Annotated in this window: 24 protein-coding genes; 11 read left to right on the top strand and 13 right to left on the bottom strand. The window is 67.4% G+C overall.

Annotation, left to right across the window (positions count from 1 at the left end; translation table 11 throughout):
- Positions 1 to 146: 146 nt before the first annotated feature.
- Positions 147 to 1,619: an ABC transporter substrate-binding protein gene (locus C5F46_RS01035; RefSeq protein ID WP_107323513.1), complete on the top strand. Its 1,473-nt coding sequence runs from the start codon at positions 147 to 149 to the stop codon at positions 1,617 to 1,619.
- Positions 1,607 to 1,990: a cupin domain-containing protein gene (locus C5F46_RS01030; protein WP_107323512.1), complete on the top strand. Its 384-nt coding sequence runs from the start codon at positions 1,607 to 1,609 to the stop codon at positions 1,988 to 1,990. The genes C5F46_RS01035 and C5F46_RS01030 overlap by 13 nt, the downstream gene beginning before the upstream one ends.
- A gap of 12 nt (positions 1,991 to 2,002) precedes the next feature.
- Here the strand turns inward: C5F46_RS01030 and C5F46_RS01025 are convergent, their stop codons facing one another.
- A complete protein-coding gene (locus C5F46_RS01025; protein ID WP_407947332.1) occupies positions 2,003 to 2,836 on the bottom strand; it encodes a L,D-transpeptidase in 834 nt (277 codons plus the stop codon).
- A gap of 202 nt (positions 2,837 to 3,038) precedes the next feature.
- Here C5F46_RS01025 and C5F46_RS01020 point away from each other — a divergent pair, with 202 nt between their 5' ends.
- The 4 genes from C5F46_RS01020 to aroQ are packed head-to-tail and all read left to right on the top strand — an operon-like array spanning position 3,039 to position 6,861.
- The gene (locus tag C5F46_RS01020) at positions 3,039 to 3,983 is read left to right on the top strand and encodes an ABC transporter permease (RefSeq protein WP_107323511.1); all 945 of its coding nucleotides are present in this window, start codon (positions 3,039 to 3,041) and stop codon (positions 3,981 to 3,983) included.
- The gene (locus C5F46_RS01015) at positions 3,980 to 4,789 is read left to right on the top strand and encodes an ABC transporter permease (RefSeq protein ID WP_107323510.1); all 810 of its coding nucleotides are present in this window, start codon (positions 3,980 to 3,982) and stop codon (positions 4,787 to 4,789) included. The genes C5F46_RS01020 and C5F46_RS01015 overlap by 4 nt, the downstream gene beginning before the upstream one ends.
- Positions 4,786 to 6,390: an ABC transporter ATP-binding protein gene (locus C5F46_RS01010; protein ID WP_107323509.1), complete on the top strand. Its 1,605-nt coding sequence runs from the start codon at positions 4,786 to 4,788 to the stop codon at positions 6,388 to 6,390. The genes C5F46_RS01015 and C5F46_RS01010 overlap by 4 nt, the downstream gene beginning before the upstream one ends.
- A 27-nt stretch (positions 6,391 to 6,417) precedes the next feature.
- Positions 6,418 to 6,861: a type II 3-dehydroquinate dehydratase gene (aroQ, locus tag C5F46_RS01005; protein WP_107323508.1), complete on the top strand. Its 444-nt coding sequence runs from the start codon at positions 6,418 to 6,420 to the stop codon at positions 6,859 to 6,861.
- Positions 6,862 to 6,899: 38 nt separating this feature from the next.
- Here the strand turns inward: aroQ and pheT are convergent, their stop codons facing one another.
- The 5 genes from pheT to pyk form a co-directional block, all read right to left on the bottom strand.
- Positions 6,900 to 9,308 (bottom strand): phenylalanine--tRNA ligase subunit beta, encoded by a 2,409-nt coding sequence (gene pheT, locus C5F46_RS01000; RefSeq protein ID WP_107323507.1) that lies wholly within the window; start codon positions 9,306 to 9,308, stop codon positions 6,900 to 6,902.
- A gap of 85 nt (positions 9,309 to 9,393) precedes the next feature.
- Positions 9,394 to 10,476, bottom strand: coding sequence for a phenylalanine--tRNA ligase subunit alpha (gene pheS / locus C5F46_RS00995; protein WP_107323506.1), 1,083 nt, complete (start codon positions 10,474 to 10,476; stop codon positions 9,394 to 9,396).
- Between the two features lie 122 nt (positions 10,477 to 10,598).
- Complete coding sequence (gene rplT / locus C5F46_RS00990) at positions 10,599 to 10,964, bottom strand: 50S ribosomal protein L20 (RefSeq protein WP_107323505.1); 366 nt, start codon at positions 10,962 to 10,964, stop codon at positions 10,599 to 10,601.
- A 12-nt stretch (positions 10,965 to 10,976) separates the two neighbouring features.
- Complete coding sequence (rpmI, locus tag C5F46_RS00985; protein WP_107323617.1) at positions 10,977 to 11,177, bottom strand: 50S ribosomal protein L35; 201 nt, start codon at positions 11,175 to 11,177, stop codon at positions 10,977 to 10,979.
- Positions 11,178 to 11,293: 116 nt separating this feature from the next.
- Complete coding sequence (pyk, locus tag C5F46_RS00980) at positions 11,294 to 12,739, bottom strand: pyruvate kinase (RefSeq protein ID WP_107323504.1); 1,446 nt, start codon at positions 12,737 to 12,739, stop codon at positions 11,294 to 11,296.
- 135 nt (positions 12,740 to 12,874) lie between these two features.
- Here pyk and C5F46_RS00975 point away from each other — a divergent pair, with 135 nt between their 5' ends.
- Complete coding sequence (locus tag C5F46_RS00975; RefSeq protein WP_107323616.1) at positions 12,875 to 13,624, top strand: N-formylglutamate amidohydrolase; 750 nt, start codon at positions 12,875 to 12,877, stop codon at positions 13,622 to 13,624.
- 48 nt (positions 13,625 to 13,672) lie between these two features.
- Here C5F46_RS00975 and C5F46_RS00970 read toward each other — a convergent pair whose 3' ends face one another.
- From C5F46_RS00970 to dgcN, 3 genes are read right to left on the bottom strand one after another with little or no spacing between them, the layout of a single operon-like run.
- Positions 13,673 to 14,533: a D-amino-acid transaminase gene (locus C5F46_RS00970; RefSeq protein WP_107323503.1), complete on the bottom strand. Its 861-nt coding sequence runs from the start codon at positions 14,531 to 14,533 to the stop codon at positions 13,673 to 13,675.
- 7 nt (positions 14,534 to 14,540) lie between these two features.
- On the bottom strand, positions 14,541 to 15,503 hold the full coding sequence (dgcA, locus tag C5F46_RS00965) for an N-acetyl-D-Glu racemase DgcA (RefSeq protein ID WP_107323502.1): 963 nt from the start codon (positions 15,501 to 15,503) through the stop codon (positions 14,541 to 14,543).
- A gap of 33 nt (positions 15,504 to 15,536) precedes the next feature.
- Complete coding sequence (gene dgcN, locus C5F46_RS00960) at positions 15,537 to 16,538, bottom strand: N-acetyltransferase DgcN (protein ID WP_107323615.1); 1,002 nt, start codon at positions 16,536 to 16,538, stop codon at positions 15,537 to 15,539.
- A gap of 269 nt (positions 16,539 to 16,807) precedes the next feature.
- On the opposite strand from dgcN, the gene C5F46_RS00955 reads away from it, so the two are divergent.
- The 3 genes from C5F46_RS00955 to C5F46_RS00945 all read left to right on the top strand — a co-directional run bounded on the left by C5F46_RS00955 (position 16,808) and on the right by C5F46_RS00945 (position 19,440).
- On the top strand, positions 16,808 to 17,764 hold the full coding sequence (locus tag C5F46_RS00955; protein ID WP_107323501.1) for an L-malyl-CoA/beta-methylmalyl-CoA lyase: 957 nt from the start codon (positions 16,808 to 16,810) through the stop codon (positions 17,762 to 17,764).
- Between the two features lie 180 nt (positions 17,765 to 17,944).
- A complete protein-coding gene (locus C5F46_RS00950) occupies positions 17,945 to 18,367 on the top strand; it encodes a Spy/CpxP family protein refolding chaperone (RefSeq protein WP_107323500.1) in 423 nt (140 codons plus the stop codon).
- A gap of 113 nt (positions 18,368 to 18,480) precedes the next feature.
- Positions 18,481 to 19,440: an acetyl-CoA carboxylase carboxyltransferase subunit alpha gene (locus C5F46_RS00945; protein ID WP_107323499.1), complete on the top strand. Its 960-nt coding sequence runs from the start codon at positions 18,481 to 18,483 to the stop codon at positions 19,438 to 19,440.
- Here the strand turns inward: C5F46_RS00945 and C5F46_RS00940 are convergent.
- The 3 genes from C5F46_RS00940 to C5F46_RS00930 are packed head-to-tail and all read right to left on the bottom strand — an operon-like array spanning position 19,437 to position 21,759.
- Positions 19,437 to 20,195 carry a lysophospholipid acyltransferase family protein gene (locus C5F46_RS00940; protein WP_107323498.1) on the bottom strand — a complete coding sequence of 253 codons (759 nt, stop codon included), beginning with the start codon at positions 20,193 to 20,195 and terminating at the stop codon, positions 19,437 to 19,439. The two genes, C5F46_RS00945 and C5F46_RS00940, sit on opposite strands and share 4 nt — an antisense overlap.
- Positions 20,192 to 21,091 (bottom strand): cell division protein FtsX, encoded by a 900-nt coding sequence (locus tag C5F46_RS00935; protein WP_107323497.1) that lies wholly within the window; start codon positions 21,089 to 21,091, stop codon positions 20,192 to 20,194. Before C5F46_RS00935 ends, C5F46_RS00940 begins: the two co-directional genes overlap by 4 nt.
- Positions 21,088 to 21,759 carry a cell division ATP-binding protein FtsE gene (locus C5F46_RS00930; RefSeq protein ID WP_107323496.1) on the bottom strand — a complete coding sequence of 224 codons (672 nt, stop codon included), beginning with the start codon at positions 21,757 to 21,759 and terminating at the stop codon, positions 21,088 to 21,090. The genes C5F46_RS00935 and C5F46_RS00930 overlap by 4 nt, the downstream gene beginning before the upstream one ends.
- Before the next feature lie 141 nt (positions 21,760 to 21,900).
- Here C5F46_RS00930 and C5F46_RS00925 point away from each other — a divergent pair, with 141 nt between their 5' ends.
- On the top strand, positions 21,901 to 22,860 hold the full coding sequence (locus C5F46_RS00925; RefSeq protein ID WP_107323495.1) for a zinc-ribbon domain-containing protein: 960 nt from the start codon (positions 21,901 to 21,903) through the stop codon (positions 22,858 to 22,860).
- A 43-nt stretch (positions 22,861 to 22,903) separates the two neighbouring features.
- Here C5F46_RS00925 and C5F46_RS00920 read toward each other — a convergent pair whose 3' ends face one another.
- Positions 22,904 to 25,450, bottom strand: coding sequence for a TIGR02302 family protein (locus C5F46_RS00920; RefSeq protein WP_107323614.1), 2,547 nt, complete (start codon positions 25,448 to 25,450; stop codon positions 22,904 to 22,906).
- Between the last annotated feature and the right edge of the window lie 13 nt (positions 25,451 to 25,463).

The raw sequence follows: 25,463 nt of genomic DNA, 5'->3' as shown, positions 1-25,463 counted from the left end.
GGCTCCCCTCCCCCAAGGTTGGCGCGTCTTTTAGCGGGTCTGCGGCCTTGAGGGAAGCCATCTCATGCCGCAGCGCAGCAATGCCGGTGGCTTGATTGGCTTGGGCAACGGGGCGATCATGCCGGGGCAATCGGAAAGGATGGCAGATGTTCAGGCAGATGACAGTTTCGGCCACCGCACTGGCGCTGGCTGCGGGAATGGCGACCGCCGCCCCCGACACGATCACCCTGGGCATGGTGCTGGAACCGCCAAACCTTGACCCGACCGCAGGCGCCGCGGCCGCCATCGACGAGGTGGTCTATGCCAATGTGTTCGAGGGCCTCACCCGCTTTGCCCCCGACGGCAGCATCCGCCCAGCGCTGGCGGCAAGCTGGGCCGTGTCACCCGATGGCCGCGTCTACACATTCGCGTTGCGCCAGGGCGTGCAGTTCCACGATGGAACCGCCTTTGACGCGGAAGACGCCAAATTCACGCTTGAGCGTGCCCGCGCCGACACCAGCGGCAATGCGCAAAAGGCGCTTTTCGCCGGGATCGAGACAGTCGAGGCGCCAGACCCCGCAACGCTGCGTGTCACGCTGACGGCGCCCGACGGCGCCTTTGCCGAAAAGATGGCCTGGGGCGATGCGGTGATCGTGGCCCCCGAAAGCGCCGCGACACTGGCCACCCGCCCCATTGGCACCGGCCCCTTCGCCTTTGCCCAATGGGTGCAGGGCGATCATGTCAGCCTGACCGCCTTCCCCGGCTATTGGGGCGAAAAGCCTGAACTGGCCCGTGCCACCTTCCGCTTCATCGCCGACCCGACGGCGGCCTTTGCCGCGATGATGGCGGGCGATGTCGATGCCTTCCCGAACTATCCCGCCCCGGAGACACTGGCGATTCTGGGCGCCGACCCGCGGTTTCGGGTGATCGTCGGCACCACCGAGGGCGAGACGATTCTGGCCCTGAACAACGCCCGCCCACCGCTGAATGACATCCGCGTCCGCGCCGCCATTGCCCATGCCCTGAACCGCGCCGAGATCATCGAGGGGGCGATGTTCGGCCATGGTACCCCGATCGGCACCCATTTTCCGCCGCACAACCCCGATTACCTCGACCTGACCGCCCTTTCGGCCCACGACCCCGAACGGGCAAGGGCGCTGCTGGCCGAGGCCGGGGTCAGCGGGCTGAAACTGCGCCTCGCGCTGCCGCCGCCCACTTATGCCCGCCGCGGCGGCGAGATCGTGGCGGCGCAGTTGCGCGCCGTGGGGATCGAGACGCAGATCACCAATCTGGAATGGGCGCAATGGTTGGAAACCGTCTTCAAGGGGCGCGATTTCGACCTGACCATTGTCAGCCATACCGAACCCGCCGACCTCAACATCTACGCCCGGCCCGACTATTACTTTCAATATGCCCGGCCCGAATTTGTGGCCCTGATCGCGCAGCTTGAGGCCACCGTAGACCCCGCCGCGCGCCGCGCGATCCTGCATCAGGCGCAAGAGATGATCGCGCGCGATCACGTCAACGGCTTCCTGTTTCAACTGGCCAAGACCGGGGTTGCCGACGCGCGCCTGCAAGGGCTGTGGGAAAATGCCCCCACCCCGGCCAATGACCTGACGGCGGTGCGATGGACCGACTGATCCTGCCCCTTACCCCCGCCGCTGCGGCACCCGAAACCGACCGCCCCGCACCCGAAAAGGTGCTGGAGGGCGATCCGGTCTTTACCACATGGAACGTGGAAGAACGCGACGGGCTGTGGTGCGGCATATGGCAAAGCACGCCCGGCACATGGCGTATCAGCTATGACGAATGGGAATATTGCCGCATCCTTTCGGGCCGCTCGGTGATTGCGGGCGAGGATGGATCGCGGCTTGAGGTTGGCCCCGGCGACAGCTTTGTGCTGCGTCCCGGTTTTCGCGGCACATGGCAAGTTCTGGAAACGACCCGCAAGGATTATGTGATCGTGCTCAGCCAGGCCGCGGGCCGCGTGGCGGCACCCGGTCTTGGCTGAACCGGCCTGCGCTTAACCGGCCTGCCCTGTCAGTTCGGCCTCGCGCTGCGCGCGCGCCGAAGCCGAAGCCGAAGCCGCCTCTGCCGCGGCTTTTGCCGCCTCGTTGGCGGTGCGGTCGGCCTCGATCAGATCGGTCGCGGTTGCGGGCACCAGATAGCCCGATGTCAGTTCGACCATCGCCCCCTCAAGTGCAAGGCTTTCAGCGCGGGTGCGGACCCGCACAGGGGTGCCCAGTTCGGCCTCGTCGAACATGTCGATGATGTCCTGGTTGAACAGCCGGATACACCCCGCCGAGGTCGCCTTGCCGATCGAGGCCGGGTCCATCGTGCCGTGGATGCGATACATCGTATCGCGACCGCCGCGATACAGATACAGCGCGCGCGCGCCCAGCGGGTTGTCCAGTCCGCCGGGCAGGCCCCCGGCGAGCGCGGCATAAACCTCGGGGTCCTGGCGGATCATGTTTTTCGTCGGCGCCCAGTAGGGATACTGCTCCTTGCGCCGTACCGTGGCCGAGCCGTGAAACCCGCGCCCCTCGCGGCCCACCGCGATGCCAAAGCGCATCGCGCGCCCGCCCTCCTGCACATGATACAGCAGCCGCGCATAAGGATCGACGACGATCGTGCCCGGCGCCTCGGGGCCGGCATAATCGACCCAGCGGCGCCGGTTGCGTTCATTCAGATATTTCGGATTGACCGCAGGTATCATACGCTCGCCATCGGCGCGGGCGGCGTATTCGGGCGGCACAGTGCGGCTGACTGTTCCCGGCGTACCGGAACAGGCCGCCAGAACCAGGCCAAGCGTCAGAAGAACGGGCGCGCGCAGGGCGCGAAGGCTGGACAAATTCACGGCGTAAAAGCCCCGGCTAATAGGTATGTCATCTGCGCCCCGCAACAGCCGACGCCACCCCCTATCAGCGCCAGCGCAACCGCAGGCGTCAAGCCCCACAATGCGGTCGCCCTGTTTTTACGAGCAAAATATCCCCAAGGGCACAGGTCGCCGCCCTCTGGACCTGCGCCCCCCGCCCGACTAGCCTGCGCGCGGAGGCCCGATGATCCGATACCTGACCCGCCGTCTTGTCGCGCTTGTCGCAAGCCTTGGGGCTGCAAGCCTTGTGGTCTTTGCGGTGATCGAGGTGATCCCAGGCGATCCGGCGGCCTATATGCTGGGGCTGAACGCGGCACCCGACACGCTGGCGGCGCTGCGCGACAGCATGGGGCTGAACCAGCCGCTGCCGCTGCGTTATCTGGGCTGGGTCGGCGGCATGGCCACGGGCGATTTCGGCGACAGCTGGACCTATAAGGTGCCGGTGTCCGATCTGGTGGCCGACCGGCTGACGGTATCGCTGCCGCTGGCTGGGCTGGCGCTGGCGCTGTCCACCGCGATTGCGTTGCCGGTGGGGCTGATCGCAGCGGCGCGGCGGGGCCGGGCAACGGACGGGGCCATCATGGCGGCCACACAACTGGGCATCGCGGTGCCGAATTTCTGGTTCGCCATGCTGCTGGTATCGGCCTTTGCGCTGCACTGGCGGCTGTTTCCCGCAGGCGGTTTTCCCGGTTGGGCCGACCCGGTCGCGGGCTTGCGCGCGCTGATCCTGCCTGCGGTGGCGCTGGCCCTGCCGCAGGCGGCCATTCTGGCCCGCGTGCTGAGGACCGCTCTGATCGAGACGATGGCGCAAGATTACATTCGCACCGCCCGCGCCAAGGGCCTGAGCCACACGCAGGCGCTGACCCGGCACGGGCTGCGCAACGCGCTGATCCCGGTGCTGACCATTCTGGGGATGCAGTTTTCCTTTCTGCTGGCGGGCACGATCATCATTGAAAACGTGTTTTCCCTGCCCGGCCTTGGTCGGCTGATCTTTCAGGCTATCACCCAGCGCGACCTGATCGTGGTGGAATCGGTGGTGATGATCCTTGTCTGTGCGGTGATCCTCGTCACCTTTCTGACCGATCTGGCCTATGCCACCGCCGACCCCCGGCTCAGGCGCCGCGGATGAGGGCCGCACTGGCCCTTGGCGCGGCACTTACCGGCGTGGCACTGACCGCGGCGCTGGTCTCGCTGGTCTGGGTGCCGCATGATGTAACGCGCATGGCCATTGCCGACCGGCTGCAGGGGCCTTCGGCTGCGCATTGGCTCGGCACCGACCATTTCGGTCGTGACATTGCCGCGATGCTGATGACCGGGGCGCAGACCTCGCTTGCCGTGGCGCTGGTGGCGGTGGGCATCGGCATGAGCGCGGGCGTGCCGATGGGGTTGGCGGCCGCCGCGCGCGGCGGCTGGCTGGATGAGGTCATCATGCGCGGCAACGATCTGATCTTTGCCTTTCCCGCGCTGGTCATCGCGATCCTGATCACTGCGGTTTTCGGCCCGTCGGCACTGAATGCGATCCTTGCCATCGGCATCTTCAACATCCCCGTCTTTGCCCGGCTGACCCGCGGCGCCGCGCTGGCGCTGTGGACACTGGATTATGTCCGCACGGCGGAACTGGCGGGCAAGGGTCGGGCGCGTATTTCGGTCGAACATATCCTGCCCAATCTGGCGGGGCTTTTGGTCGTGCAAGGCACGATCCAGTTCAGCCTTGGCATTCTGGCCGAGGCGGGGCTGAGTTATGTGGGGCTTGGCGCGCAGCCGCCCACGCCCAGTTGGGGCCGGATGCTCGCCGAGGCGCAGACGATGGTGGCGCTGGCGCCGCATGTCGCGCTGATGCCGGGGCTGGCGATCGTGGCCACGGTGCTGGGGCTGAACCTGCTGGGCGACGGCCTGCGCGATGCGCTGGACCCGCGCCGGAGCCCGGACGCATGAGCCTGCTTGCCGTCGAGAACCTGTCGGTCCGGCTGGGGGGGCGGGTGCTGCTGGATGGGGTCAGCCTGCATCTGGGCCGGGGTGAGGTATTCGGGCTGGTGGGTGAAAGCGGCTCGGGCAAGTCGATGACGGCGCTGGCGGTGCTGGGGCTGCTGCCCGAGGGCACCAACGCAACGGGCCGGGTGATGCTGGCGGGCACCGACCTGCTGGGGCTGCCCGAAGCGGCGCTTTGCGCGCAGCGCGGCAATCGGGTCGGGATGATCTTTCAGGAACCGATGACTGCGCTGAACCCGCTGATGACCATCGGCGATCAGGTGGCCGAGACGCTGCGCCTGCACCGCGGCCTTGGCCGCCGTGCCGCGCAGACCGCCGCGCGCGACAGGCTGGACCGGGTCGGCCTGCCCAGCCCCCGTTTCGCGCTGGGGTTATACTCGCATGAGTTGTCGGGTGGCCAGCGTCAGCGGGTGGCCATTGCCATGGCCATCGCCGCCCGGCCCGCGCTGCTGATCGCCGATGAGCCCACCACCGCACTGGACGTGACCACGCAGGCACAGATCCTGACCCTGTTGCGCGATCTGGTCCGCGACGAGGGCATGGGCCTGCTGCTGATCAGCCATGATCTGGCGGTGGTCGCGGGCATGGCGCAGCGGGTGGCGGTGATGCAGGCCGGGCGCATCGTCGAAGACGGGCCGCCCTCGGCGGTCTTTGGTCAGCCCGCGCATCCCTATACCGCCGCACTGATGGCCGCCGCCCGCCACCGGCCCAGCCCTGCAGCACAGCGCCCCGGCCCGCCCCTGTTGCAGGTCGCGGGCGTCTCGCGCCGCTACCTGCTGCCGCGGTCCGCGCTGTTTGGCCCGCAGCCGGCAGTGCAGGCACTGAACGCCGTCAGCCTGACCCTGCACGAGGGCGAAAGCCTGGGCCTTGTGGGGGAATCGGGCTGCGGCAAATCCACGCTGGCGCGGGCCATTCTGGGGCTGGAGCGGGTGCAGACCGGCACCATCCGGCTGGCCGGGGCACAGGTGCAGGCGGGCGCCGTGCCCGCCACCCTGCGCGCGCAGATCCAGGCGGTGTTCCAGGACCCCTACGGCAGTTTCAACCCCCGCCACCGAGTGGCCCGGCTGCTGGCCGAGCCGTTCCACCTGACCGGGCGCCCCGCCGACTGGCGCGACCGCGTGGCGGAGGCACTGCGCGAGGTGGGCCTTAGCCCCGACGACGCCACGCGCCATATCCACGAATTTTCCGGCGGCCAGCGGCAGCGGCTGGCCATCGCCCGCGCCCTGATCATCCGCCCCCGGCTGATCGTGCTGGACGAGGCGGTTTCGGCGCTGGATCTGCGGGTGCGGGCGCAGGTGCTTGATCTGCTAGCCCGGCTGCGCAACAGCCACCGGCTGGCATATCTGTTCATCAGCCACGATCTGGGCGTGATCCGCGGGCTGGTGGACCGGGTGGCGGTGATGCGGGCGGGCCAGATCGTCGAACTGGCGCCAACCGAACAGATCTTCACCGCCCCGGCCCACCCCTACACCCGCAGCCTGCTGGCCGCGACGCCCCCCCTGCCCGCCGAGCGGGCCGTGGACAAAGCCCCCCGCGCCGGTGTCTAGTCAGCCCAAACAATGCAAGGAGCCGCCATGCCGTCGTTTCTGATCCTGAACGGCCCGAACCTGAACCTGCTGGGCACCCGCCAGCCCGAGGTTTACGGCGCCACCACGCTGGCCGATATCGAGGCGATGTGCCGCGCACGCGGCGCCGATCTGGGCATCGGGATCGACTTTCACCAGTCGAACCACGAAGGCCAGTTGATCGACTGGGTCCACGCCGCCCGTGGCCGCCATTCGGGCATCGTGCTGAATGCGGGCGCCTATACCCACACCTCGGTCGCGCTGATGGACGCGCTGTCCAGCGTCGAGGTGCCGGTGGCCGAGGTGCATCTGTCGAACATCCACCGACGCGAGCCGTTCCGCCACCACTCCTACATCTCGAAGGTGGCAGTGGGCATGATCTGCGGCTTTGGCGCCTACGGCTATGTGTTGGCGATCGAGGCGCTGCGCGACAACCTGAACTTGCCCGACTGAGGCCGAAAGGGGGGGGGCGGGCCTGCGCCCGCCCGCCGTCAACCGCGCAGCGCGCCGCCGGTGGCTTTTGTCACCTTGTCGATGATCTTGGCGCAAACCGCCTCGATCTCGGGTTCGGTCAGGGTGCGTTCGCGCGGTTGCAGCCGCACCGTCAGCGCGATCGACTTCTTGCCAGGCCCCATCTGGACCTCGGCCTTGTCGCCGGTGAACTGGTCGAACACGCGCACGCTTTCAATCAGCGCCTTGTCGGCGCCTGCCGCGGCATTGACCGCCACCAGCGCCTCAACCCCCGCATCGACCACAAAGGCAAAGTCGCGGTCCACCGCCTGCAGGTCCGACAGGTGCAACGCGGGGCGCGTGGGAACCTTCGTCTTGGGGAAGGGCACGTTTTCGGGCCAGATCGTAAAGGCGACCGCCGGCCCCTTCACGCCCATCTCGCGCAGCACCCTGGGGTGCACCTCGCCGAACACGCACAGCGCCTTGGGCCCCAGCGCCATCACGCCCGACCGGCCCGGATGCCACCAGCCCGCAACCTTGCGGCTGATTTGCACCTTGGCCGGCGCGCCGATGGCCGACAGCACCGCCTCGGCATCGGCCTTGGCGTCGTAGATGTCCACCGGGCGGCGGCTGGCGTAGGGGTCGCGCGGCGCGGTCGCCCCGACCAGCAAGCCCGCGGCCTGAAGGTGCTGCTCGCCCGGCTCCCCGCCGTGGAAGGCGGGGCCGACCTCGAACAGCGCCAGATCGGCATGGCCCCGCGCCTGATTGCGCGCCGCGGCCTGCAACAGGCCCGGCAGCAGATCGGGGCGCAGATGGGTCATTTCCGACGAAATCGGGTTGTCGATCCGCGTAACCTCGGCCCCGCCGCCGAACATCGCCGCGTTGGCCGCGTCGATAAAGCTGTAGGTCACGCATTCGTTGTAGCCCAGGGCCGCCAGCGTGCGGCGCGCGGCCTTCTCGCGCATCTGCATCGGAGTCAGGATCGGGCCGGGCACGCCCATCGTCTCACGCGCCAGCGGCTTGCCCTTGAGCTGCGTCAGCGACGCGATCCGCGCCACCTCTTCGACCAGATCAGCCTCGCCCAGCACATCGGGGCGCCAGCTTGGCGGGGTCGCCATGTCGCCCGCCAGCGCAAAGCCCAGCGCCTCCAGCGTCGCGCGCTGGGTGGCCTCGGGGATATCCATCCCCACCAGACTGATCACGCGGGCCGGGTCCAGCCGGTAGGCACGGGTGGTGTCGGGCACGGCGCCGTCGATCACCACATCCGACGCCTCGCCGCCGCACATGTCCAGCACCATCTGCGTGGCCAGTTCCAGCCCGTCCAGCGTAAACGCCGGGTCCACCCCGCGCTCAAACCGATAGCGCGCGTCCGAGTTGATCTTGAGCGCGCGGCCCGTGGCGGCAATCGTGATCGGGTCCCAATAGGCGCTTTCCAGGAACACATCCACCGTGGCCGCGGAACAACCCGACGCCTCGCCGCCCATGATGCCCGCCAGGCTTTCAGGGCCGGTGTCGTCGGCAATCACCATCTGGCCCGCGCGCAGGGAATAGGTCTTGCCGTCCAGCGCCAGCAGGCTTTCGCCGTCGCACGCGGGGCGAATGGTCAGGCTACCCTTGACCTTGGCGGCGTCAAACACATGCAGCGGGCGGTTCAGGTCGAAGGTGAAGAAGTTGGTGATATCGACCAGCGCCGAAATCGGCCGCAGCCCGATCGTCGTCAGCCGCTGTTGCAGCCAGTCGGGGCTGGGGCCGTTCACCACGCCGCGGATCAGCCGGCCCGCGAACAGCGGGCAGCCCTTGTCCTTCAGCGCCGGATCAATCGTCACCGACACCGGGCAGGGGAAGCCGCCGGGCACCGGCTCCACCGCCAGCGGTTTCAGTCGGCCAAGGCCGCGCGCGGCCAGATCGCGCGCCACGCCGCGCACGCCCAGCGCATCGGGGCGGTTGGGGGTGATCTTGATGTAGATCATCGGGTCCACCGCATCGGGGCGGTTTTCGGCCAGCCAATCGACAAACAACTGCCCCACCTCGCCCGAGGGCAGCTCGATGATGCCGTTGTGTTCGTCCGACAGTTCCAGCTCGCGTTCCGAGGCCATCATGCCGTGGCTTTCCACGCCGCGGATCTTGCCAACGCCCAGCGTCACGTCGATGCCCGGCACATAATCGCCCGGCTTGCACAGCACGACCGTGATGCCCGCCCGCGCATTGGGCGCGCCGCAAACGATCTGCTTTTCGCCCTCGTCGGTCTGCACGCGGCACACGCGCAGCTTGTCGGCGTCGGGGTGCTGTTCGGCATGCAGCACCTTGGCGATGGTAAAGGGCGCCAGCTTGGCCGCGGGGTTTACGACCTCTTCGACCTCAAGGCCCAGATCGGTCAGCGCCTCGGCGATCTCGTCGAGGCTGGCCTCGGTATCGAGATGGTCTTTCAGCCAGGAGAGGGTGAATTTCATTTGGTGTCCTCGGGGTTCGTAGGGTGGGCGATCTTGCCCACCATGGCCCATTCCAGCCAGTCTATCATGGCCACTGGCGCATCACTCACCTGCTCAACCCCCCATGCACCGTCGGCATGTCGAGGCTGGCAAAGCCGTAGTGGCGCAGCCAGCGCAGGTCGCTCTCAAAGAACGCGCGCAAATCGGGGATGCCGTATTTCAGCATCGCCAGCCGGTCGATGCCCATGCCAAAGGCAAAGCCCTGCCATTCGGCCGGGTCCACCCCCGCCGCGGCCAGCACCTTGGGGTGGACCATGCCGCTGCCCAGAATTTCCATCCAACTGTCGCCCTGCCCGATCTTCAACTGCCCGCCATCCCACGAGCAGCGGATATCGACCTCGGCCGACGGCTCGGTAAAGGGGAAATGGCTGGCGCGAAAGCGCAGTTCCACGTCGGTCACCTCGAAAAAGGTGCGGCAAAACTCCTCCAGCACCCACTTCAGGTTGGCCATCGAAATGTCGCGGCCAATCGCCAGCCCCTCGACCTGGTGGAACATGGGGGTGTGGGTCTGGTCCATGTCCATGCGGTAAACCCGGCCCGGCGCGATCACCCGGATCGGCGCGCCCAGATCGGCCATGGCGCGAATTTGCACCGGGCTGGTATGGGTGCGCAGCACATGCGGCGGGCGGGCGTCGCCCTCGGCGCGGGCCATGAAGAAGGTGTCATGTTCCTGCCGTGCGGGGTGTTCGGGCGGGATGTTCAGCGCATCAAAGTTGAACCAGTCGGATTCGACCTGCGGCCCCTCGGCCACGGCAAAACCCATGTCGGCAAAGATCGCCGAGACTTCCTCCATCACCTGGCTGACGGGGTGGATGGTGCCCACGCGGCGCGGGCGGGCGGGCAGCGTCACATCCAGCCATTCGGCGGCCAGCCGCGCCTCCAGCGCCGCATCGGCCAGGGCGGCCTTGCGCGCGCGCAGGGCGGCGTCGATTTCATCCTTCAGCACGTTCAGCCGGGCGCCCGCCGCCTGCCGCGCCGCCGGTTCCATCTGGCCCAGTTCGCGCATCTTCAGGCTGATCTCGCCCTTCTTGCCCAGCGCGGCAAGGCGGATCTCCTCCAGCCCGGCCTCGTCGGTCGCGGATTGGATGGCGTAGATGTATTTGCCGCGCAGCGCGTCCAGATCGGCCATGGTTCCCTCCTGAAATCGTCTCCGTGCTAGCCATTGGGGGGCGCGATTGCAAGCCGCAGGCACAAAAGAAAACCCCGCGCGGGCCGGGGCCAGCGCGGGGTTTCATGATCGCTTGATCGAGATCAGGCAGCCAGCGCGGCCTTGGCCTTTTCGACGATCGCACCAAAGGCTTCGGGCTCGTGCACCGCCAGATCGGCCAGCACCTTGCGGTCCACCTCGATACCGGCCACTGCCAGCGCGTTGATGAAGCGCGAATAGGTCATTTCGGCGTCGAAGGCGCGCACGGCGGCGTTGATCCGCTGAATCCACAACGCGCGGAAGTTGCGCTTGCGCGCCTTCCGGTCGCGGGTGGCGTATTGCATCGCCTTGTCAACCGCCTGGGTCGCCGTGCGGAAGTTACGCGAACGCGCGCTGTAATAGCCCGAGGCCTTCTTGATGACCTTGCGGTGGCGCGCGTGGGTGACTTTGCCAGATTTAACGCGAGACATGGTTCATCCTCCTCAGCGATCGTAGGGCATGTATTTCTTGACGATCTTGGCGTCGCAATCGGCCAGGATCATCGTGCCCGCGCTGTCGCGGATGAACTTGGTGGTGCGCTTGATCATACCATGGCGCTTGCCGGCGGGGCCGGATTTGACCTTCCCGCTGGCGGTGAAGGAAAACCGCTTTTTCGCAGCGGATTTGGTCTTCATCTTGGGCATTTCCATCTCCTCTTTCGAGTGGTGAACGCACGACTCGGCATGCCACTTTGGCCGGACGCGCGGGTGTCAGAGCGCGCCGTATAGGCGGCACGCCCCGAATTGGCAAGCCAAAAGGGTCATTCCGGATCGGTGCGGAAAATCAGGCGCTCATCACACGGCGCCACCCGCAGGATATTGGTCGTGCCCTGCACGTTGAAAGGCACCCCCGCCATCACCACGATCTGGTTCGTCTCGTCGGCAAAGCCGAAATCGCGCGCGGCGCGGGCGGCGTTGACCACGGCCATCTTGAACCGCTCCACCTCTTCGCAGCGCACGGTATGCACCCCCCAGCGCAGGCACAGGCGCCGCAGCGTGGCGGTCACGGGCGACAGCGCGATGATCGGCACCCGCGGGCGTTCGCGCGCAGCAAGCGCCACGGTGGTGCCGGTCTGGGTATAGCAGCAGATCGCGGAAATATCGGTCGTCTCGGCAATCTCGCGCGCGGCCGACACGATCGCATCGGCGATGGTCTGGCGTTTGGCGCTGCGGCTGGCCTCGATCACCTCGCGGTAGGTAGGATCGCTTTCAACAGATTCTGCCACCGCGTTCATCGTCGCCACCGCCTCGACCGGATAGCGCCCCGCGGCGCTTTCGGCAGACAGCATCACCGCATCGGCGCCCTCATAGATCGCGGTCGCCACATCCGACACCTCGGCACGGGTGGGCATCGGGCTTTCGATCATGCTTTCCAGCATCTGGGTGGCCACGATCACCGGCTTGGCGGCAGCGCGGGCGCCGCGCACAAGGCGCTTTTGAATCGGTGGCACCGAATGCACCGGCAATTCCACCCCCAGATCGCCACGGGCCACCATGATGCCATCCGACACCGCCAAAATCTCGGCATAAGCCTTGACCGCTGCTGGCTTCTCGATCTTTGACAGCACGGCGGCGCGGCCGCGGGCCAGATCGCGCGCCTCGATCACATCCTCGGGGCGCTGCACGAACGACAGCGCCAGCCAGTCCACACCCGCCGAACAGGCAAATTCCAGATCGGCGCGGTCCTTGTCCGACAGCGCCGCCACCGGCAGCACCACATCAGGCACGTTCACGCCCTTGCGGTTCGAGATCGTGCCCCCCGTGGTCACGGTGCAATTGGCAAAATCGGGGCCGCATTCATTCACCTTCAGGCGGATCTTGCCATCGTTCACCAACAGCGTGGTGCCCGGCTCCAGCGCGGCGAAAATTTCGGGGTGGGGCAGGCAGACGCGGTGGCCATCGCCCTCGGCCCGGTCCAGATCAAAGCGGAACGGCGCGCCTTCTTCCAGTTCGGCAGCGCCGACGGCAAAGGTGCCCACGCGCAGCTTCGGCCCCTGAAGGTCGGCCAGCACGGCAATCGGGCGGCCGGTATCGGCCTCAATCCGGCGGATGATATCCAACCGTTCGCGGTGGTCGGCATGGCTGCCGTGGCTCATGTTCAGGCGGAACACGTCGGCGCCAGCCTCGAACAGGGCGCGGATGGTGTCATAATCACTTGATGCGGGGCCCAGCGTGGCCACGATCTTCACGTTGCGAAGGCGTCTCATCCTGCCTCGGTTCTCCGGTTCATGGTTCATCGTGCTGGGGCCGGTGCCCTCTATGGCGGAATTTCAACCGCAGGGCAACTGGCGCTTGGGCGCGGGCTGTCGTAAACCGTTCTGCGGGAAATGCACGAAAGAATGATGACTTCCGACCCCGAAACCCCGTTCCAGATCATCGGCGAGCCGCGCCCCGCGCGCTGGCTGGTCACCTGCGACCATGCCACCAACCGGGTGCCGGGCTGGGTGGCGGGCGGCAGCCTTGGCATTGCGGCCGCCGACATGGGGCGCCACATCGCCTATGATGTGGGCGCCGCCGGGCTGACCCGTGCGCTGGCCGAGCAGTTGGATGCCCCTGCGATCCTGTCGGATTTCTCGCGCCTTGTGATCGACCCCAACCGCGGCGAAGACGACCCGACACTGGTGATGAAACTTTATGATGGCACGATCATCCCCGCCAACCGCCATGTGACGGCCGCCGATATCGCACAGCGGCTGGGTCGGCTGTATCGCCCCTATCACGACGCTTATGCGCGGCTCGCCGCGCGGCGCCCCGACACGGTCATTTGCGCGGTCCATTCGTTCACGCCGCAACTCAAGGGCCGCCCGCCACGGCCTTGGCAGGTTGGCATTCTCTATTCCCACCGTGACGAACGCCTTGCACTGCCGCTGATTGCGGCGCTGGCTGACCAAGGGCTGTGCGTGGGCGACAATGAACCCTACGCCGGCCATCTGGAGGGCGACGCAATCGACCGGCACGCGCTGGCACCGGGGCGGCCCAATGTGCTGATCGAGGTCCGAAACGATCTGATCGCCACCCCAGCCGCGCAGGCCGACTGGGCCGCGCGGCTGGCGCCGGTGCTGGGCCGGGTTCTGGCCGACAGCGGCCTTTGAATGCAAAAGGGCGGCCTGCTGGCCGCCCCCGATGCCATGATTGGCGCCTCAGACCGCGGTCTTGCGGCTTTCGTCCAGATAGATCTCGCGCAGCCGCTTGGCCACCGGGCCGGGCGCGCCCGCGCCGATCTTTTGCCCGTCCAGTTCGACCACCGGCATCACAAAGGCCGAGGCCGAGGTGATGAAGGCTTCGTCGGCCGCATGGGCCTCGGCCAGGGTGAAGGGGCGCTCCTCAACCTCCATCTGCGCCTCTGCGGCAAAACGCAGCACCGCTGCGCGGGTGATGCCGTGCAGGATGTCGCTGCCCAGATTGCGGGTGATGATCTTGCCGCCCGAAACGATATAGGCGTTGTTCGAGGTGCCCTCGGTCACGAACCCGTCCTCGACAAACCAGGCATCATCAACGCCGGCCTTCTTGGCCATCATCTTGCCCATCGACGGATACAGCAGTTGCACCGTCTTGATGTCGCGCCGCCCCCAACGGATATCCTCGATCGAGATCACGCGCAGGCCGGTTTTCGCCTGCGGGTTGTCCGCAAGGCCGGGCTTGGACTGGGTGAACAGCACCACCGTCAGCGGCGTGCCGGCAGGCGGAAAGGCAAAGTCGCGGTCGCCGGGGTTGCCGCGGGTGATCTGCAGGTAAACCATGCCATCGACAACATCGTTGCGCGCCACCAGCTCACGGTGGATCGCCAGCAAGTCGGCCTCGCTCATCGGCATTTCCATGCCCAACTCGCGCAGCGACCGGTCAAGCCGCCGGGCATGACCGGCGAAGTCGAGCAACTTGCCGCCCAGAACACTTGTTACCTCGTAAACGCCATCGGCCATCAGAAAGCCGCGGTCAAAGACCGAAACCTTCGCCTCTTCCTCGGGCACATAGGCGCCATTCACATAGACAATCCGGCTCATGCGATCCTTACCCCCAAAGCGCCCGGTCGGGCGGGAAAACCTGCCCGCCCTCATAGCGCAGCGGGTTTTCGCGGTCTTCTGCCAACAGAAGCGGCCCGTCAAGGTCCGTGTAGGCCGCGCCCTGGGCCACCAGAACCGCGGGCGCCATCGCAAGGCTTGATCCGACCATGCAGCCGACCATGACGCCATAGCCCTCGGCGCGGGCCAGATCGCGCAGCGCCAGCGCCTCGGTCAGGCCGCCGGTCTTGTCCAGCTTGATATTCACCATGTCATACTTGCCCGCAAGATGCGGCAGGCTGGCGCGGTCGTGGCAGCTTTCGTCGGCGCAGACGGGCAGCGGGCGGGCAATGTCGGCCAGCGCCTCATCGGCGGCGGCGGGTAGCGGCTGTTCCACCAGCGCAACCCCCAGCCGCACCAGATGCGGGGCCAGATCGGCATAGACCTCGGCGGTCCAGCCTTCGTTGGCATCGACGATGATCCCTGGATTCGGCGCCCCCGCCCGCACCGCCTCCAGCCGCGGCATGTCGTCGGGGGTGCCCAGCTTGATCTTGAGAATGGGCCGGTGCGCGTTTTGCGTCGCCGCCGCCCGCATCGCCTCGGGCGTATCAAGCGACAGCGTGTAGGCGGTGATCTGCGGCCCCGGCGCAGGCAGGCCCGCCAGTTCCCAGACCCGACAGCCCGCAGCCTTCGCCTCCAGATCCCACAGCGCGCAATCGACCGCGTTGCGGGCGGCACCGGCGGGCAGCGCCTGCTGCAACTCGGTCCGGCTGATGCCGGCGGGCAGGCTTTCGATCTGGGCCGTCACGCTGTCCAGGCTTTCGCCGTAGCGGGCATAGGGCACACATTCGCCCCAGCCGGTCAGACCGCCGCGGGTAACACGCACGGTCAGCACCCGCGCCTCGGTGCGCGAACCGCGCGAGATGGTGAACACCTGCGCAAGGCGGAAAGTATCGGGGGTGACGGTGATCATGAGGCTTCCTCCGTTGCGACGCCGCGGCCCGGTTTACAGCGCCGCCAACGCATCGACCAGCTTGGCCGCGCCAAAGCGGAACGGGTCTGTAGCGGGCAGGCCAAGCCGCGCCTCGACCTCGGCCACATAGGCGCGGGCCTCGGCCTCGGGCAGAGCCTGAGTGTTGATCGCATAGCCCACCACGACGCAGCCGGGGTTGGCCACCCGCGCCATCGCCAGCGCCGCGTCGCGCACCTGTTCAAGGCTCGGCAGGGCATACTCGGGCAGCCCGCGCATGTGGGCCCGCATCGGTTCGTGGCAGACGACCAGCGCGTCAGGCTGGCCGCCATGAATCAGCGCCAGCGTGACCCCGGAATAGGAAATGTGGAACAGGCTGCCCTGCCCCTCGATCAGATCCCAGTGGTCGGGGTCGTTGTCGGGCGTCAGATATTCCACCGCGCCGGACATGAAATCGGCCACCACGGCATCCAGCGGAACCCCGTCGCCGGTGATCAGAATGCCGGTCTGGCCGGTGGCGCGGAAACTGGCATTCATGCCGCGGGCGCGCATCTCGCGCTCCATGCACAGCGCGGTATACATCTTGCCCACCGAACAATCGGTGCCCACCGCCAGCATCCGCCTGCCCTGGCGCTTGCGGCCATTTGCGATGGGATAATCCACCTCGGGCACCCGCACGTCATGCAGCGCGCGGCCCGTAGCGCGGGCCACGGCGGCAAGGTCTTCTTCGTCGCGCAAGAGATTGTGCAGCCCCGAGGCCAGATCAAAGCCCTCCTCCAAAGCCGCGACCAGCACCTTCTTCCATGCAGGCGAGATCACCCCGCCGCGGTTCGCCACGCCCACGACCATGGTCTTGCAACCCGCCGCCTTCGCCTCGGCCAGCGTCATGTCGGGCAGGCCCATGTCGGCCTTGCAGCCCTCCATCCGGAATTGGGCAACGGCATAGTCGGGGCGCCAGTCCTTGATGCCCTGCGCCACCTTTGCAGCCAATTGGTCGGGCGCATCGCCCAGAAACAGAAGATAGGGGGTTTCGATCAGGGCCATGGGCAAACTCCTTCATTCGCGATCAGGATATCGCGCCGCAGAGGAATTTCATGGGGAATATGGCGTGCATCGCTTCGATTTATCGAAGATTCCGTGACAAAATCGTTACTTCGAACAAGAATTAGGCGCGCCGCCCGCCGCGACGGCGCAAAGGTTGCCCCACATGTGGTTTCTGCACCTGCAAAAGCCCGCTTGAAAACGCATGCGCAACAATATATCCCCCGCGCAACACATCACGAAACATCCTTGCGAAAGGCCCCGCCATGAGCTTCCGCACCCAGCCGCCCAGCCCTGCCCGCCCGAACCGCTGCCAGTTGTTCGGCCCCGGCTCGCGCCCGGCGATCTTTGAAAAGATGGCCAGTTCCGCCGCCGATGTGATCAATCTCGATCTGGAGGATTCGGTCGCCCCCGACGACAAGGCGCAGGCCCGCGCCAATATCATCGCTGCCAGCCACGAGGTGGACTGGAACAGCAAATACCTGTCGGTGCGGATCAACGGGCTGGACACGCCGTGGTGGTATCGCGATGTCGTGGACCTGCTGGAACAGGGCAGCGAGCGTATCGACCAGATCATGATCCCCAAGGTGGGCTGCGCCGCCGACGTTTACGCGGTCGATGCGCTGGTGACGGCGATCGAGGCCGCAAAGGGCCGCAAAAAGCGCATCAGCCTTGAGGTGATCATCGAATCCGCCGCAGGCATCGCCCATGTCGAGGAAATCGCCGCCGCCAGCCCCCGCCTGCAAGCCATGAGCCTTGGTGCCGCCGACTTTGCCGCCAGCATGGGCATGGCCACCACCGGCATCGGCGGCACGCAGGAAAATTATTACATGCTGCGCGAGGGCGCCAAGTACTGGTCGGACCCGTGGCACTGGGCGCAAGCCGCCATCGTCGCGGCCTGCCGCACCCATGGCCTGCTGCCGGTCGATGGCCCGTTTGGCGACTTTTCCGATGACGAGGGCTTCCGCGCGCAGGCGCTGCGCTCGGCCACGCTGGGCATGGTCGGCAAATGGGCGATCCACCCCAAGCAGGTGACGCTGGCCAACGAGGTCTTTACCCCGTCCGAGGCCGCGGTGGCCGAGGCGCGCGAAATCCTGGCCGCGATGGAGGCCGCCAAGGCCCGCGGCGAAGGCGCCACCGTCTACAAGGGCCGGCTGGTCGATATCGCCTCGATCAAGCAGGCCGAGGTGATCGTGCGGCAATCCGAGATGATCGCGGGCTGAGGCCCGGCAAACACCCGCGGGCCGAGGTCCGCGACCCGTGGCGCAGCGACACGAGGAGGTGACGCCGCCGCGGGACATGACAGCGCCCCGAAGGCCCCTTCGGGGCGCTGTGCTTTTGTCTGTGTTGCCGATCCGGGCAGGCGATGTTATTTTTACCCCATGTTTGTGTAAAGGCTTGCGATGAAACGATACCTCCTCTCCGGCATTCTTGCCGCTTTTCTTCCCTTTGCCGCGCTGGCGCAGCAGGCAGCCCCGGTTCCCACCGGCCTTTCGACCCCGGTGATTGCCCTGACCGGCGTCTTGGCGAAGAACGCTGACGCGCTGGGGTTGACCGACAGCCAGCGCGCCGCCCTCAAGGACTGGGTCGGCACGATGCCCGCGCGGCGCGAGGCACTGGAGGCCGAAACCGTGGCCTTGCGCGCGGACATGCAGGCGGCGATCGCGACTGGCTCGCCGGTCGCCGAGCGTCAGGAACTGGCAGACAAGATCGGGGCGAATGAAACCGCGCTGATCATGATGCGCTCGGATTGCGTCGATCACTGGCGCGCGATCCTGTCGCCAGAGCAATTTGCAAAGCTGTTGCAGCTTGCGGATGTGAACTGACGCCAGGCGCGCGCCAGTTGCGGCATCGCGCAACCCGTTGCGGGGCATACGCTCGGTTGCAATTGGCGCGGCGCCCCGGCATATAGTCGGGGTTCCGCAACCGGGGTGCAGTGATGACCTATCTCGAATTCGAAAAGCCGCTGGCCGAAATCGAAGGCAAGGCCGAGGAGCTGCGCGCCCTTGCCCGCAAGAACGCCGGTATGGATGTGGAAAAAGAGGCCGCCGCGCTGGACAAGAAGGCAGCCGACCTGCTGCGCGATCTTTACAAGGATCTGTCACCCTGGCGCAAATGCCAGGTCGCACGCCACCCCGACCGGCCGCACTGCAAGGATTACATCGAGGCGCTGTTCACCGACTATACCCCCTTGGCGGGGGACCGGAACTTTGCCGATGACCACGCGATCATGGGCGGTCTGGCGCGGCTGAACGACGCCCCCGTGGTGGTGATCGGCCATGAAAAGGGCAACGACACCAAAACCCGGATCGAGCGCAACTTTGGCATGGCCCGCCCCGAGGGCTATCGCAAGGCGATCCGCCTGATGGACATGGCCGACCGTTTTGGCCTGCCGGTGATCACCCTTGTGGACACACCCGGCGCCTACCCCGGCAAGGGCGCCGAAGAACGCGGGCAGGCCGAGGCGATCGCGCGCAGCACCCAGAAATGCCTTGAAATCGGCGTGCCGCTGATTTCGGTGATCATCGGCGAGGGCGGATCGGGCGGAGCGGTGGCCTTTGCCACGGCCAACCGCGTGGCGATGCTGGAACATTCGGTCTATTCGGTGATCTCGCCCGAGGGCTGCGCCTCGATCCTGTGGAAGGATGCCGAAAAGATGCGCGAGGCCGCCGAGGCGTTGCGCCTGACCGCGCAAGACCTGCTGAAACTGGGCGTGATCGACCGCATCATCCCCGAGCCGACGGGCGGCGCGCAGAGGGGCGCCGATACGGCGATCGCGGCCGTGGGTGCCGAAATCGCCACGCTGTTGAAACAACTGTCTGGCAAACAGCCCGCCGACCTGATCCGCGACCGGCGGCAGAAGTATTTGAAAATGGGCGCGAAGGGGCTGGCCGCTTAGGCATTGCCCTTGGGCAGACGCGGGTTTCGCACGTCAAAGCCCGCGTCGATCATCAGCCGGTCCGAGGCGACCTCGATATCCTCTTCCAGCCGCTCCATGAAGCTGCGTGTGTCGATCCCGGCCGGGATGGTGGGCAGGAATTCCACCACCGCCACCCCCGGTTTGCGCAACATTCCGCGGCGAGGCCAGAACACGCCGACATTCACCGCCACAGGAACGCAATCCACCTGCATCTCGTTATAAAGGACGCCGGCACCGACCTTGTAGGGCGCGTGAACCCCTGGCGCCACGCGCGTGCCTTGCGCAAAGATGATCAGTTGCCCGCCGGCCTTGTCGGCCATAACCGCCTGCAACATCGCGCGAATCGCGGCACCTTTCTTGCCGCGGTCCACCGGAATGCAGCCCGAGAGGTAGGCATACCAGCCGATGAATGGTGTGTATTTCAACTCTTTCTTCATGATGTAGCGACCGCGTGGCACGGCGGCAAAGATCATCAGAATATCAAGGAAAGACTGATGCTTGGCAGCCACCAGCACGTCGCCGGTGGGCGGGGTGCCGCGTGTCTCGCAGCGCAGGCCGACCATCCAGCCCGCCGTCCACATCACCCAGCGGCAATAGCCGTGCATCACCGCCAGCGTGCCCCGGCGCCCGCCCAGCAGTGCAATCGGCAGCCCCAGCGTGGCAAACAGCGCCAGCGCCAGATACATCTGCCCGATGAACACCACCGACCGGGCATATTGCAGCGCGAGTTTCATCTGATCCCTTTCAACATGCGCAACGCAGCCGCCCGCGTCGCCCCGAACGCCACCCCCGCCGCCAGCGGCGGGATCGCCAGCGGCCACAGCCAGCCCCAGCCCTGAAAGCCGAGCCCGGTCAGAAACCCGCCCGCCGCATCGGTATCGGGCAGGGCCGCCACCGCCGCCACACCCAGAACAGTGCCCAGAACCGCCCCGGAAAAACCGCGCAGCGTAAAGCGGCGCACAAAGGCCCGCGCGATGAACACGTCGCGCGCACCCACCAGTCGCAGCACACGGATCACCTGCCCATTCGCCGCCAGCGCCGCCTGCGCGGCCAGCGTGATCATGGCCGCCGTGGCGCCCCCGATCAGCACCAGCGACAAGATGCCCAACAGCCGCAGCCGTTCCGCCGCGGCCACCAGCGGGCGGCGCCAGCGGGTATGGTCGTCAAACAGCGCACCCGGCGCCTCGGCTGCCAGCCGAAGGCGCAGACCCTCTGCATCCAGTCCCCCGGCGGTTTCCACGACCTCGACCAGTTGCGGCAAAGGCAGCGTATCGACCGGCAGATCGGGGCCGAACCACGGCGACAGCAGGTTGCGCATCTCGGCCTCGTCCAGCGCCCGCGCGCTGGCAACACCGGGGGTGACGGCCAGAATATCCAGCACCGCGCGGGTCTGCGCAGCCATCTGTTCCGCCGGGGCAGAAATGCGGATCGTGGCCGAGCGCGCCAGCGCCTCGGCCCAACGGTCGGCCAGCCGCCCCGACGCCAGCGACAGCGCCAGCGCGAACACCGCCAGAAACGCCATCGCCGCCGCCGTCAGCAGCGTCAGCCGCGCGGTAAAGCCGGTGGGCGGCACAACCCGGTCGGCGCCGCGCGGCTCTGCCTGCGGCAAAAGGCCCAGCAAGCGCCTCACAGGTCGGCCCCCGCAAGATGCAGCCGCCGGTTCTGGATGCGCAGCACACGGGCGGGCACCTGCGCCTTGGCGGCGCGGATCAGGTTCAGGTCATGCGTTGCAATCACCACCGTCTTGCCCATCCGGTTCAACTCCACCAGCAGCGTCAGAAGGCGCAACGACATCTCCCAATCGAGGTTGCCGGTCGGCTCGTCGGCCAAAAGAATATCCGGCGACAGGATCACGGCACGCGCCAGCGCGGCGCGCTGCCGTTCGCCGCCCGACAGTTGCGGCGGCAAGGCACGGGCCTGCCCCGCCAACCCGACCCAGCCCAGCAAATCCTTCAATTCCTGCGGGTCAACCGCCCGGCCGGCCACAGAAAGCGGCAACGCCACGTTTTCCAGCAGCGGCAGATGGTCCAGAAACTGACAATCCTGATGCACCACGCCGACCCTTCGGCGCAGCATCGCGATATCGTCGCGGCCCAGATCGCGCACATCCTGCCCGAACAGGTTCAACTGCCCGCCCGAGGGCATCAGTTCGGCGTAGCACAGTTTCAGAAACGTCGTCTTGCCCGCACCCGACGGGCCGGTCAGGAAATGAAACGACCCCGCCATCAGCTTTAGCGTCATGTCCGACAGAAGTTCGGTTCCGCCATAGCTCATGGCCACCGATCTCAGCTCGATCACCGCGCGCCTCCCTCTGCGATCCGCGTTCCGCCGCATGGCATGCCAATGCCTGCAAAGGCTTGGACAATGGTCGCGCGCTTGCTACAACATGCGCAGAGCAAATGCCAGATCGGCATGACGGCATGGCAAGTGTGAGGTGGGATGCGTCTGATTTGCCCGAATTGCGCTGCGCAATACGAAGTGGATGACAGCGTCATCCCCGAAAACGGTCGCGACGTTCAATGTTCCGGCTGCGGCCATTCGTGGTTCCAGCCCGGTGCGGCGGCCTTGGCCGCCCATGCCGCAGCACCGGCCGCCGACACACCGCCAGAGGCCGCGGATACGGCGCGCAGGACCCTCGATGCATCCCCCGAGGCAGCGGTCTTGGATAAGGCGATAGGGCTGCAAGACCGGGCAGATGCCCCCACACTCGACCAACCCGCCCAGCGTGATCTGGCCCCTGAAGCGCCTTTGCCAACCGCGGCAGAGGACGAACCCGTCACCCCGCCGCCCCCCGCGCCGGAGCGGGTGCGCCGAAACCTTGATGAAAACGTGATGGCAGTGCTGCGCGAAGAGGCCGAGCGCGAGGCCAGCGCCCGACGCGCCGAGGCGGCGGTTTTGGAAACCCAAACCGACCTGGGGCTGGCCGCTGCGCAGCCTGTGGCCACCCCGCCCCATCAACCCGTTGCAGCACAAACCGAAGCAGCGGCGCCAGAGCCGCCGTCGCAACCGACACCCGCGCAAAGCGGCTGGGCCGACCTGTCTGCCCCGGAACCGGAGCCGGAAGCCGCAACAGGGCGCCGCGGTCTTCTGCCTGATGTGGAGCAGATCAATTCGACCCTGCGGGCCAGTTCCGAACGGTCGGATGAACCGGCAGCGCGCGATGCGCCCGAAGCCCTGGCCCGACGGCGCGCCGGGTTCCGGCTGGGCTTTGGGATCACGCTATTGCTGGCTGCGGCGGCGATGTGGCTCTACATCTCGGCCCAACAGATCGGCACCGCCGTGCCCACCGCAGCCCCCGCGCTTGCGGCCTATGTCGGCGCGGTGGATCAGGGCCGCGGCTGGCTGGATGACCAGTTACGCGGGCTGACCGCCCTGATCGAGGCGAAAACCCAGGACTGACACTTGGCAGGGCGGTGCGCCCCACACGCCCCACGCCGCACCGTCAGAACCGCTCCAGCAGGCGGCGCAGATAGTCCAGTTCATCCTCGGGGCGCAACCGCTCGCCCGAACGACGGCGGATCTCGTCCAGCAGATCGCGCGCGCGGCGATAGACATCTTCGCCCTGCAAAAGGGTCTCATCGGTACCGATCCGGCCGCCCTCGCCCGCGGTGCGGCCCAAGGGGTCGCGCGGCATTTCACGCCCGGCCTGCCCCTCGCCCTGCCCCGGACGAGCCGCACCCTGCCCGGCGGCACCGCCCTGCTGTTCGGCCAGCGCCTCGCCCAGAGACCGCATCCCCTCGCGCAGGGCCTCGATTGCATCGGCCTGCTGGTCCAGCGCAGTGCCGTTGTCGCCTTGGCGCAGCGCCTCCTCGGCCCGCTCCATCGCCCGCCCTGCCTCGTCCAGCCGCTGACGGGCCTGATCACCCGCCTCGCTGCCGGTGCCGGGCATCAGGCCCTGTTGGCGCCCCAGGTCTTCGCGCAGGTCACGCTGGCGCTGCGCCAGATTGCCTTGGTCTCCCTGCCCCTGGCCCGATTGACCTTGGCCCGATTGACCTTGGCCAGACGGGCCCTGCCCGTTCTGTCCCTGTCCCGGCGCGGGTTCGCCGGGCTGACCCTGCCCCTGACCCGTCCCCTCCTGCAACTGTCGGAACGCCTCGTCTGACAGGCCCTGTTGACGCCGCAGCGTGTCGGCCAGATCGCGCATGGCCTGACCGCCGGGGCCCTGCATCCCCTCGCCATCCTGCCCCTGCGTGACCCGCAGGTTTTCCATCATTCGCGCCAATTGATCGAGCAGCTCCTGCGCCTCGGCCATCCGGCCTTCCTGCATAAGCCGCTCGATCTCATCCATCATCTGCTGGATCTGGTCGCCGGTAATCTGCTGGCCCTGCTGGTTTTCGATGAACCGCTCGGCGGGGTCGGCCTGTTCGCCGCGTTCGGCCAACTGGCGGATGTAGTTGTCGGTCGCAGCCTTCAAATCCTCCATCAGCTTGGCGATCTCATCGGGCGAGGCGCCGTTGCGGATGGCCTCGGACAGGCGTTCTTGCGCCTGCCGCATTGCTGCCAGCGCATCCGACAGCCCGCCATCTTCCAGCAGTTCGGCCATTTCCCACAGCGCCTCGGCCAGTTCGTCGCGCAGCGCAGGGTCCAGCGGCCCGGTGGCCAGCGCCGCATCCAACCGCCGGATCGCCACGCGCAACATCAGATAGACGCGCTCGGCCCGCACAAAGCCCTCGGGGCGGTGGCTGACAGCTTTCAACAGTTCGGCCACGCGCGGCGCATTTTCGCGCGACCACAGCAGATCGCGCCGCATCTCGATCAGCGCGGCAGCGAGCGGGTCAAAAAACCGCCGCCCCGGCAACTCCATCGTCACAGGCGCGCTGACCCCGATCTGGCCACGGCCATCTTCGACGCTCAGGTTCAGTCGCACCGGCAGGTTGGCCCAGGGGTGGCGCGCAGCATCCTCGGCCAGCACCTCGGTAAAATCGGCGCGACTGCCAGTGATCGGCAAGGGCAGGTCGAACACCAGCGCCTCGCGCGCTTCGGGCGGCGGGCCAAGGCCAAAGCGCCGGTCAACCGCCCCCAGATCGAGTGTGATCGTGGCACGGCCCGCGGTCACCGCGTAATCATCGCGCGCGCGAAAGGGCTGTGACAGGCGGCCATCGGCGCGCCGTTCGGCGCTGCCCAGAACCTCGACCGCAGGGGTGGCGTCCGGCAGGATCGTCAGCTCAAAGCTGCGCCCGCCGGGGCCGGTGATTGCCACAGTGCCCGACCGCACCGCCTCCAGATCAAGGCTTTGCACCTCGCCCTCGGGCGGTGGCGCGGGCAGCGGGGCCGCACCTGCCGAAACGCTTTCCTGAACGTCCAGAACTCCCGGCGCACCATACAGGCGAAACGAAAGCCGGGTGCCCGCGGGCAACGTCAGCGCATCGCTGCCCAGCGTGTTGAGGTAGAGCCCAGGCCGCCCGGTGTAGCGCGGGGGTTCGGCCCAGCCCTCCCATGTCGGGCCAGCGGCGGCAGCGGCGGCGGGGCCGGTGCCGGTGCGCAGCGCCTCGACCACACGGGTCGGTGCCCCGAACAGCAGCGCCATCGTCAGCGCTGTCAACGCCACCAGCCGCAGGGCAAACGGGTCGCGCGCGGCAAGCTGCGGATCGGGGGGCACCGGGCGCACGCCTGCCAGCCGCGCCGCCATCCGCACCAGATGCGCCTGCCACAGCCCGCGCGCGGCGGCATCGTTGCCACCAAGCGCAATCCCGTCACCCAGCGCGGTCAGCGGGCGGCCCGGCAGCGTCGCATCCAGCCGCGCCACAGCCTCGGCGCGGTCGGGCCAGCGAAACCGCAGCGCCCCACGCGCCAGCAGGCCCAGAACAATCAGCCCGGCGGCCAGCACCAGCCACAACCGCCCCGCCGCAGGCGCCAGATCCAGCGCGCCAAAGCCGAGCGCCGCAACCAACAGGCCCAGCGCCGTGAAGCCGGGCCAGAAGGCGCGCAACGCCCGCTCGGCCACCATCCCAGCCCGCGTCAAGCCCAGAGGCCAGCGCAGGCGCTGCAGCGCGGCATCAAGC

This window comes from Phaeovulum veldkampii DSM 11550, from assembly GCF_003034995.1.
Taxonomy (GTDB): domain Bacteria; phylum Pseudomonadota; class Alphaproteobacteria; order Rhodobacterales; family Rhodobacteraceae; genus Phaeovulum; species Phaeovulum veldkampii.
Note: the sequence above shows the minus strand (reverse complement) of the source record. Positions and strands in the feature narration are given on the sequence as shown.

What these genes read in the sequence shown, in the direction of transcription:
- C5F46_RS01035 (WP_107323513.1), top strand. Translation starts at nt 147, where the DNA reads ATGTTCAGGCAGATGACAGTTTCGGCCACCGCACTGGCGCTGGCTGCG.
- C5F46_RS01030 (WP_107323512.1), top strand. Translation starts at nt 1,607, where the DNA reads ATGGACCGACTGATCCTGCCCCTTACCCCCGCCGCTGCGGCACCCGAA.
- C5F46_RS01020 (WP_107323511.1), top strand. Translation starts at nt 3,039, where the DNA reads ATGATCCGATACCTGACCCGCCGTCTTGTCGCGCTTGTCGCAAGCCTT.
- C5F46_RS01015 (WP_107323510.1), top strand. Translation starts at nt 3,980, where the DNA reads ATGAGGGCCGCACTGGCCCTTGGCGCGGCACTTACCGGCGTGGCACTG.
- C5F46_RS01010 (WP_107323509.1), top strand. Translation starts at nt 4,786, where the DNA reads ATGAGCCTGCTTGCCGTCGAGAACCTGTCGGTCCGGCTGGGGGGGCGG.
- aroQ (WP_107323508.1), top strand. Translation starts at nt 6,418, where the DNA reads ATGCCGTCGTTTCTGATCCTGAACGGCCCGAACCTGAACCTGCTGGGC.
- pheT (WP_107323507.1), bottom strand. Translation starts at nt 9,308, where the DNA reads ATGAAATTCACCCTCTCCTGGCTGAAAGACCATCTCGATACCGAGGCC.
- pheS (WP_107323506.1), bottom strand. Translation starts at nt 10,476, where the DNA reads ATGGCCGATCTGGACGCGCTGCGCGGCAAATACATCTACGCCATCCAA.
- rplT (WP_107323505.1), bottom strand. Translation starts at nt 10,964, where the DNA reads ATGTCTCGCGTTAAATCTGGCAAAGTCACCCACGCGCGCCACCGCAAG.
- rpmI (WP_107323617.1), bottom strand. Translation starts at nt 11,177, where the DNA reads ATGCCCAAGATGAAGACCAAATCCGCTGCGAAAAAGCGGTTTTCCTTC.
- pyk (WP_107323504.1), bottom strand. Translation starts at nt 12,739, where the DNA reads ATGAGACGCCTTCGCAACGTGAAGATCGTGGCCACGCTGGGCCCCGCA.
- C5F46_RS00975 (WP_107323616.1), top strand. Translation starts at nt 12,875, where the DNA reads ATGACTTCCGACCCCGAAACCCCGTTCCAGATCATCGGCGAGCCGCGC.
- C5F46_RS00970 (WP_107323503.1), bottom strand. Translation starts at nt 14,533, where the DNA reads ATGAGCCGGATTGTCTATGTGAATGGCGCCTATGTGCCCGAGGAAGAG.
- dgcA (WP_107323502.1), bottom strand. Translation starts at nt 15,503, where the DNA reads ATGATCACCGTCACCCCCGATACTTTCCGCCTTGCGCAGGTGTTCACC.
- C5F46_RS00955 (WP_107323501.1), top strand. Translation starts at nt 16,808, where the DNA reads ATGAGCTTCCGCACCCAGCCGCCCAGCCCTGCCCGCCCGAACCGCTGC.
- C5F46_RS00950 (WP_107323500.1), top strand. Translation starts at nt 17,945, where the DNA reads ATGAAACGATACCTCCTCTCCGGCATTCTTGCCGCTTTTCTTCCCTTT.
- C5F46_RS00945 (WP_107323499.1), top strand. Translation starts at nt 18,481, where the DNA reads ATGACCTATCTCGAATTCGAAAAGCCGCTGGCCGAAATCGAAGGCAAG.
- C5F46_RS00940 (WP_107323498.1), bottom strand. Translation starts at nt 20,195, where the DNA reads ATGAAACTCGCGCTGCAATATGCCCGGTCGGTGGTGTTCATCGGGCAG.
- C5F46_RS00925 (WP_107323495.1), top strand. Translation starts at nt 21,901, where the DNA reads ATGCGTCTGATTTGCCCGAATTGCGCTGCGCAATACGAAGTGGATGAC.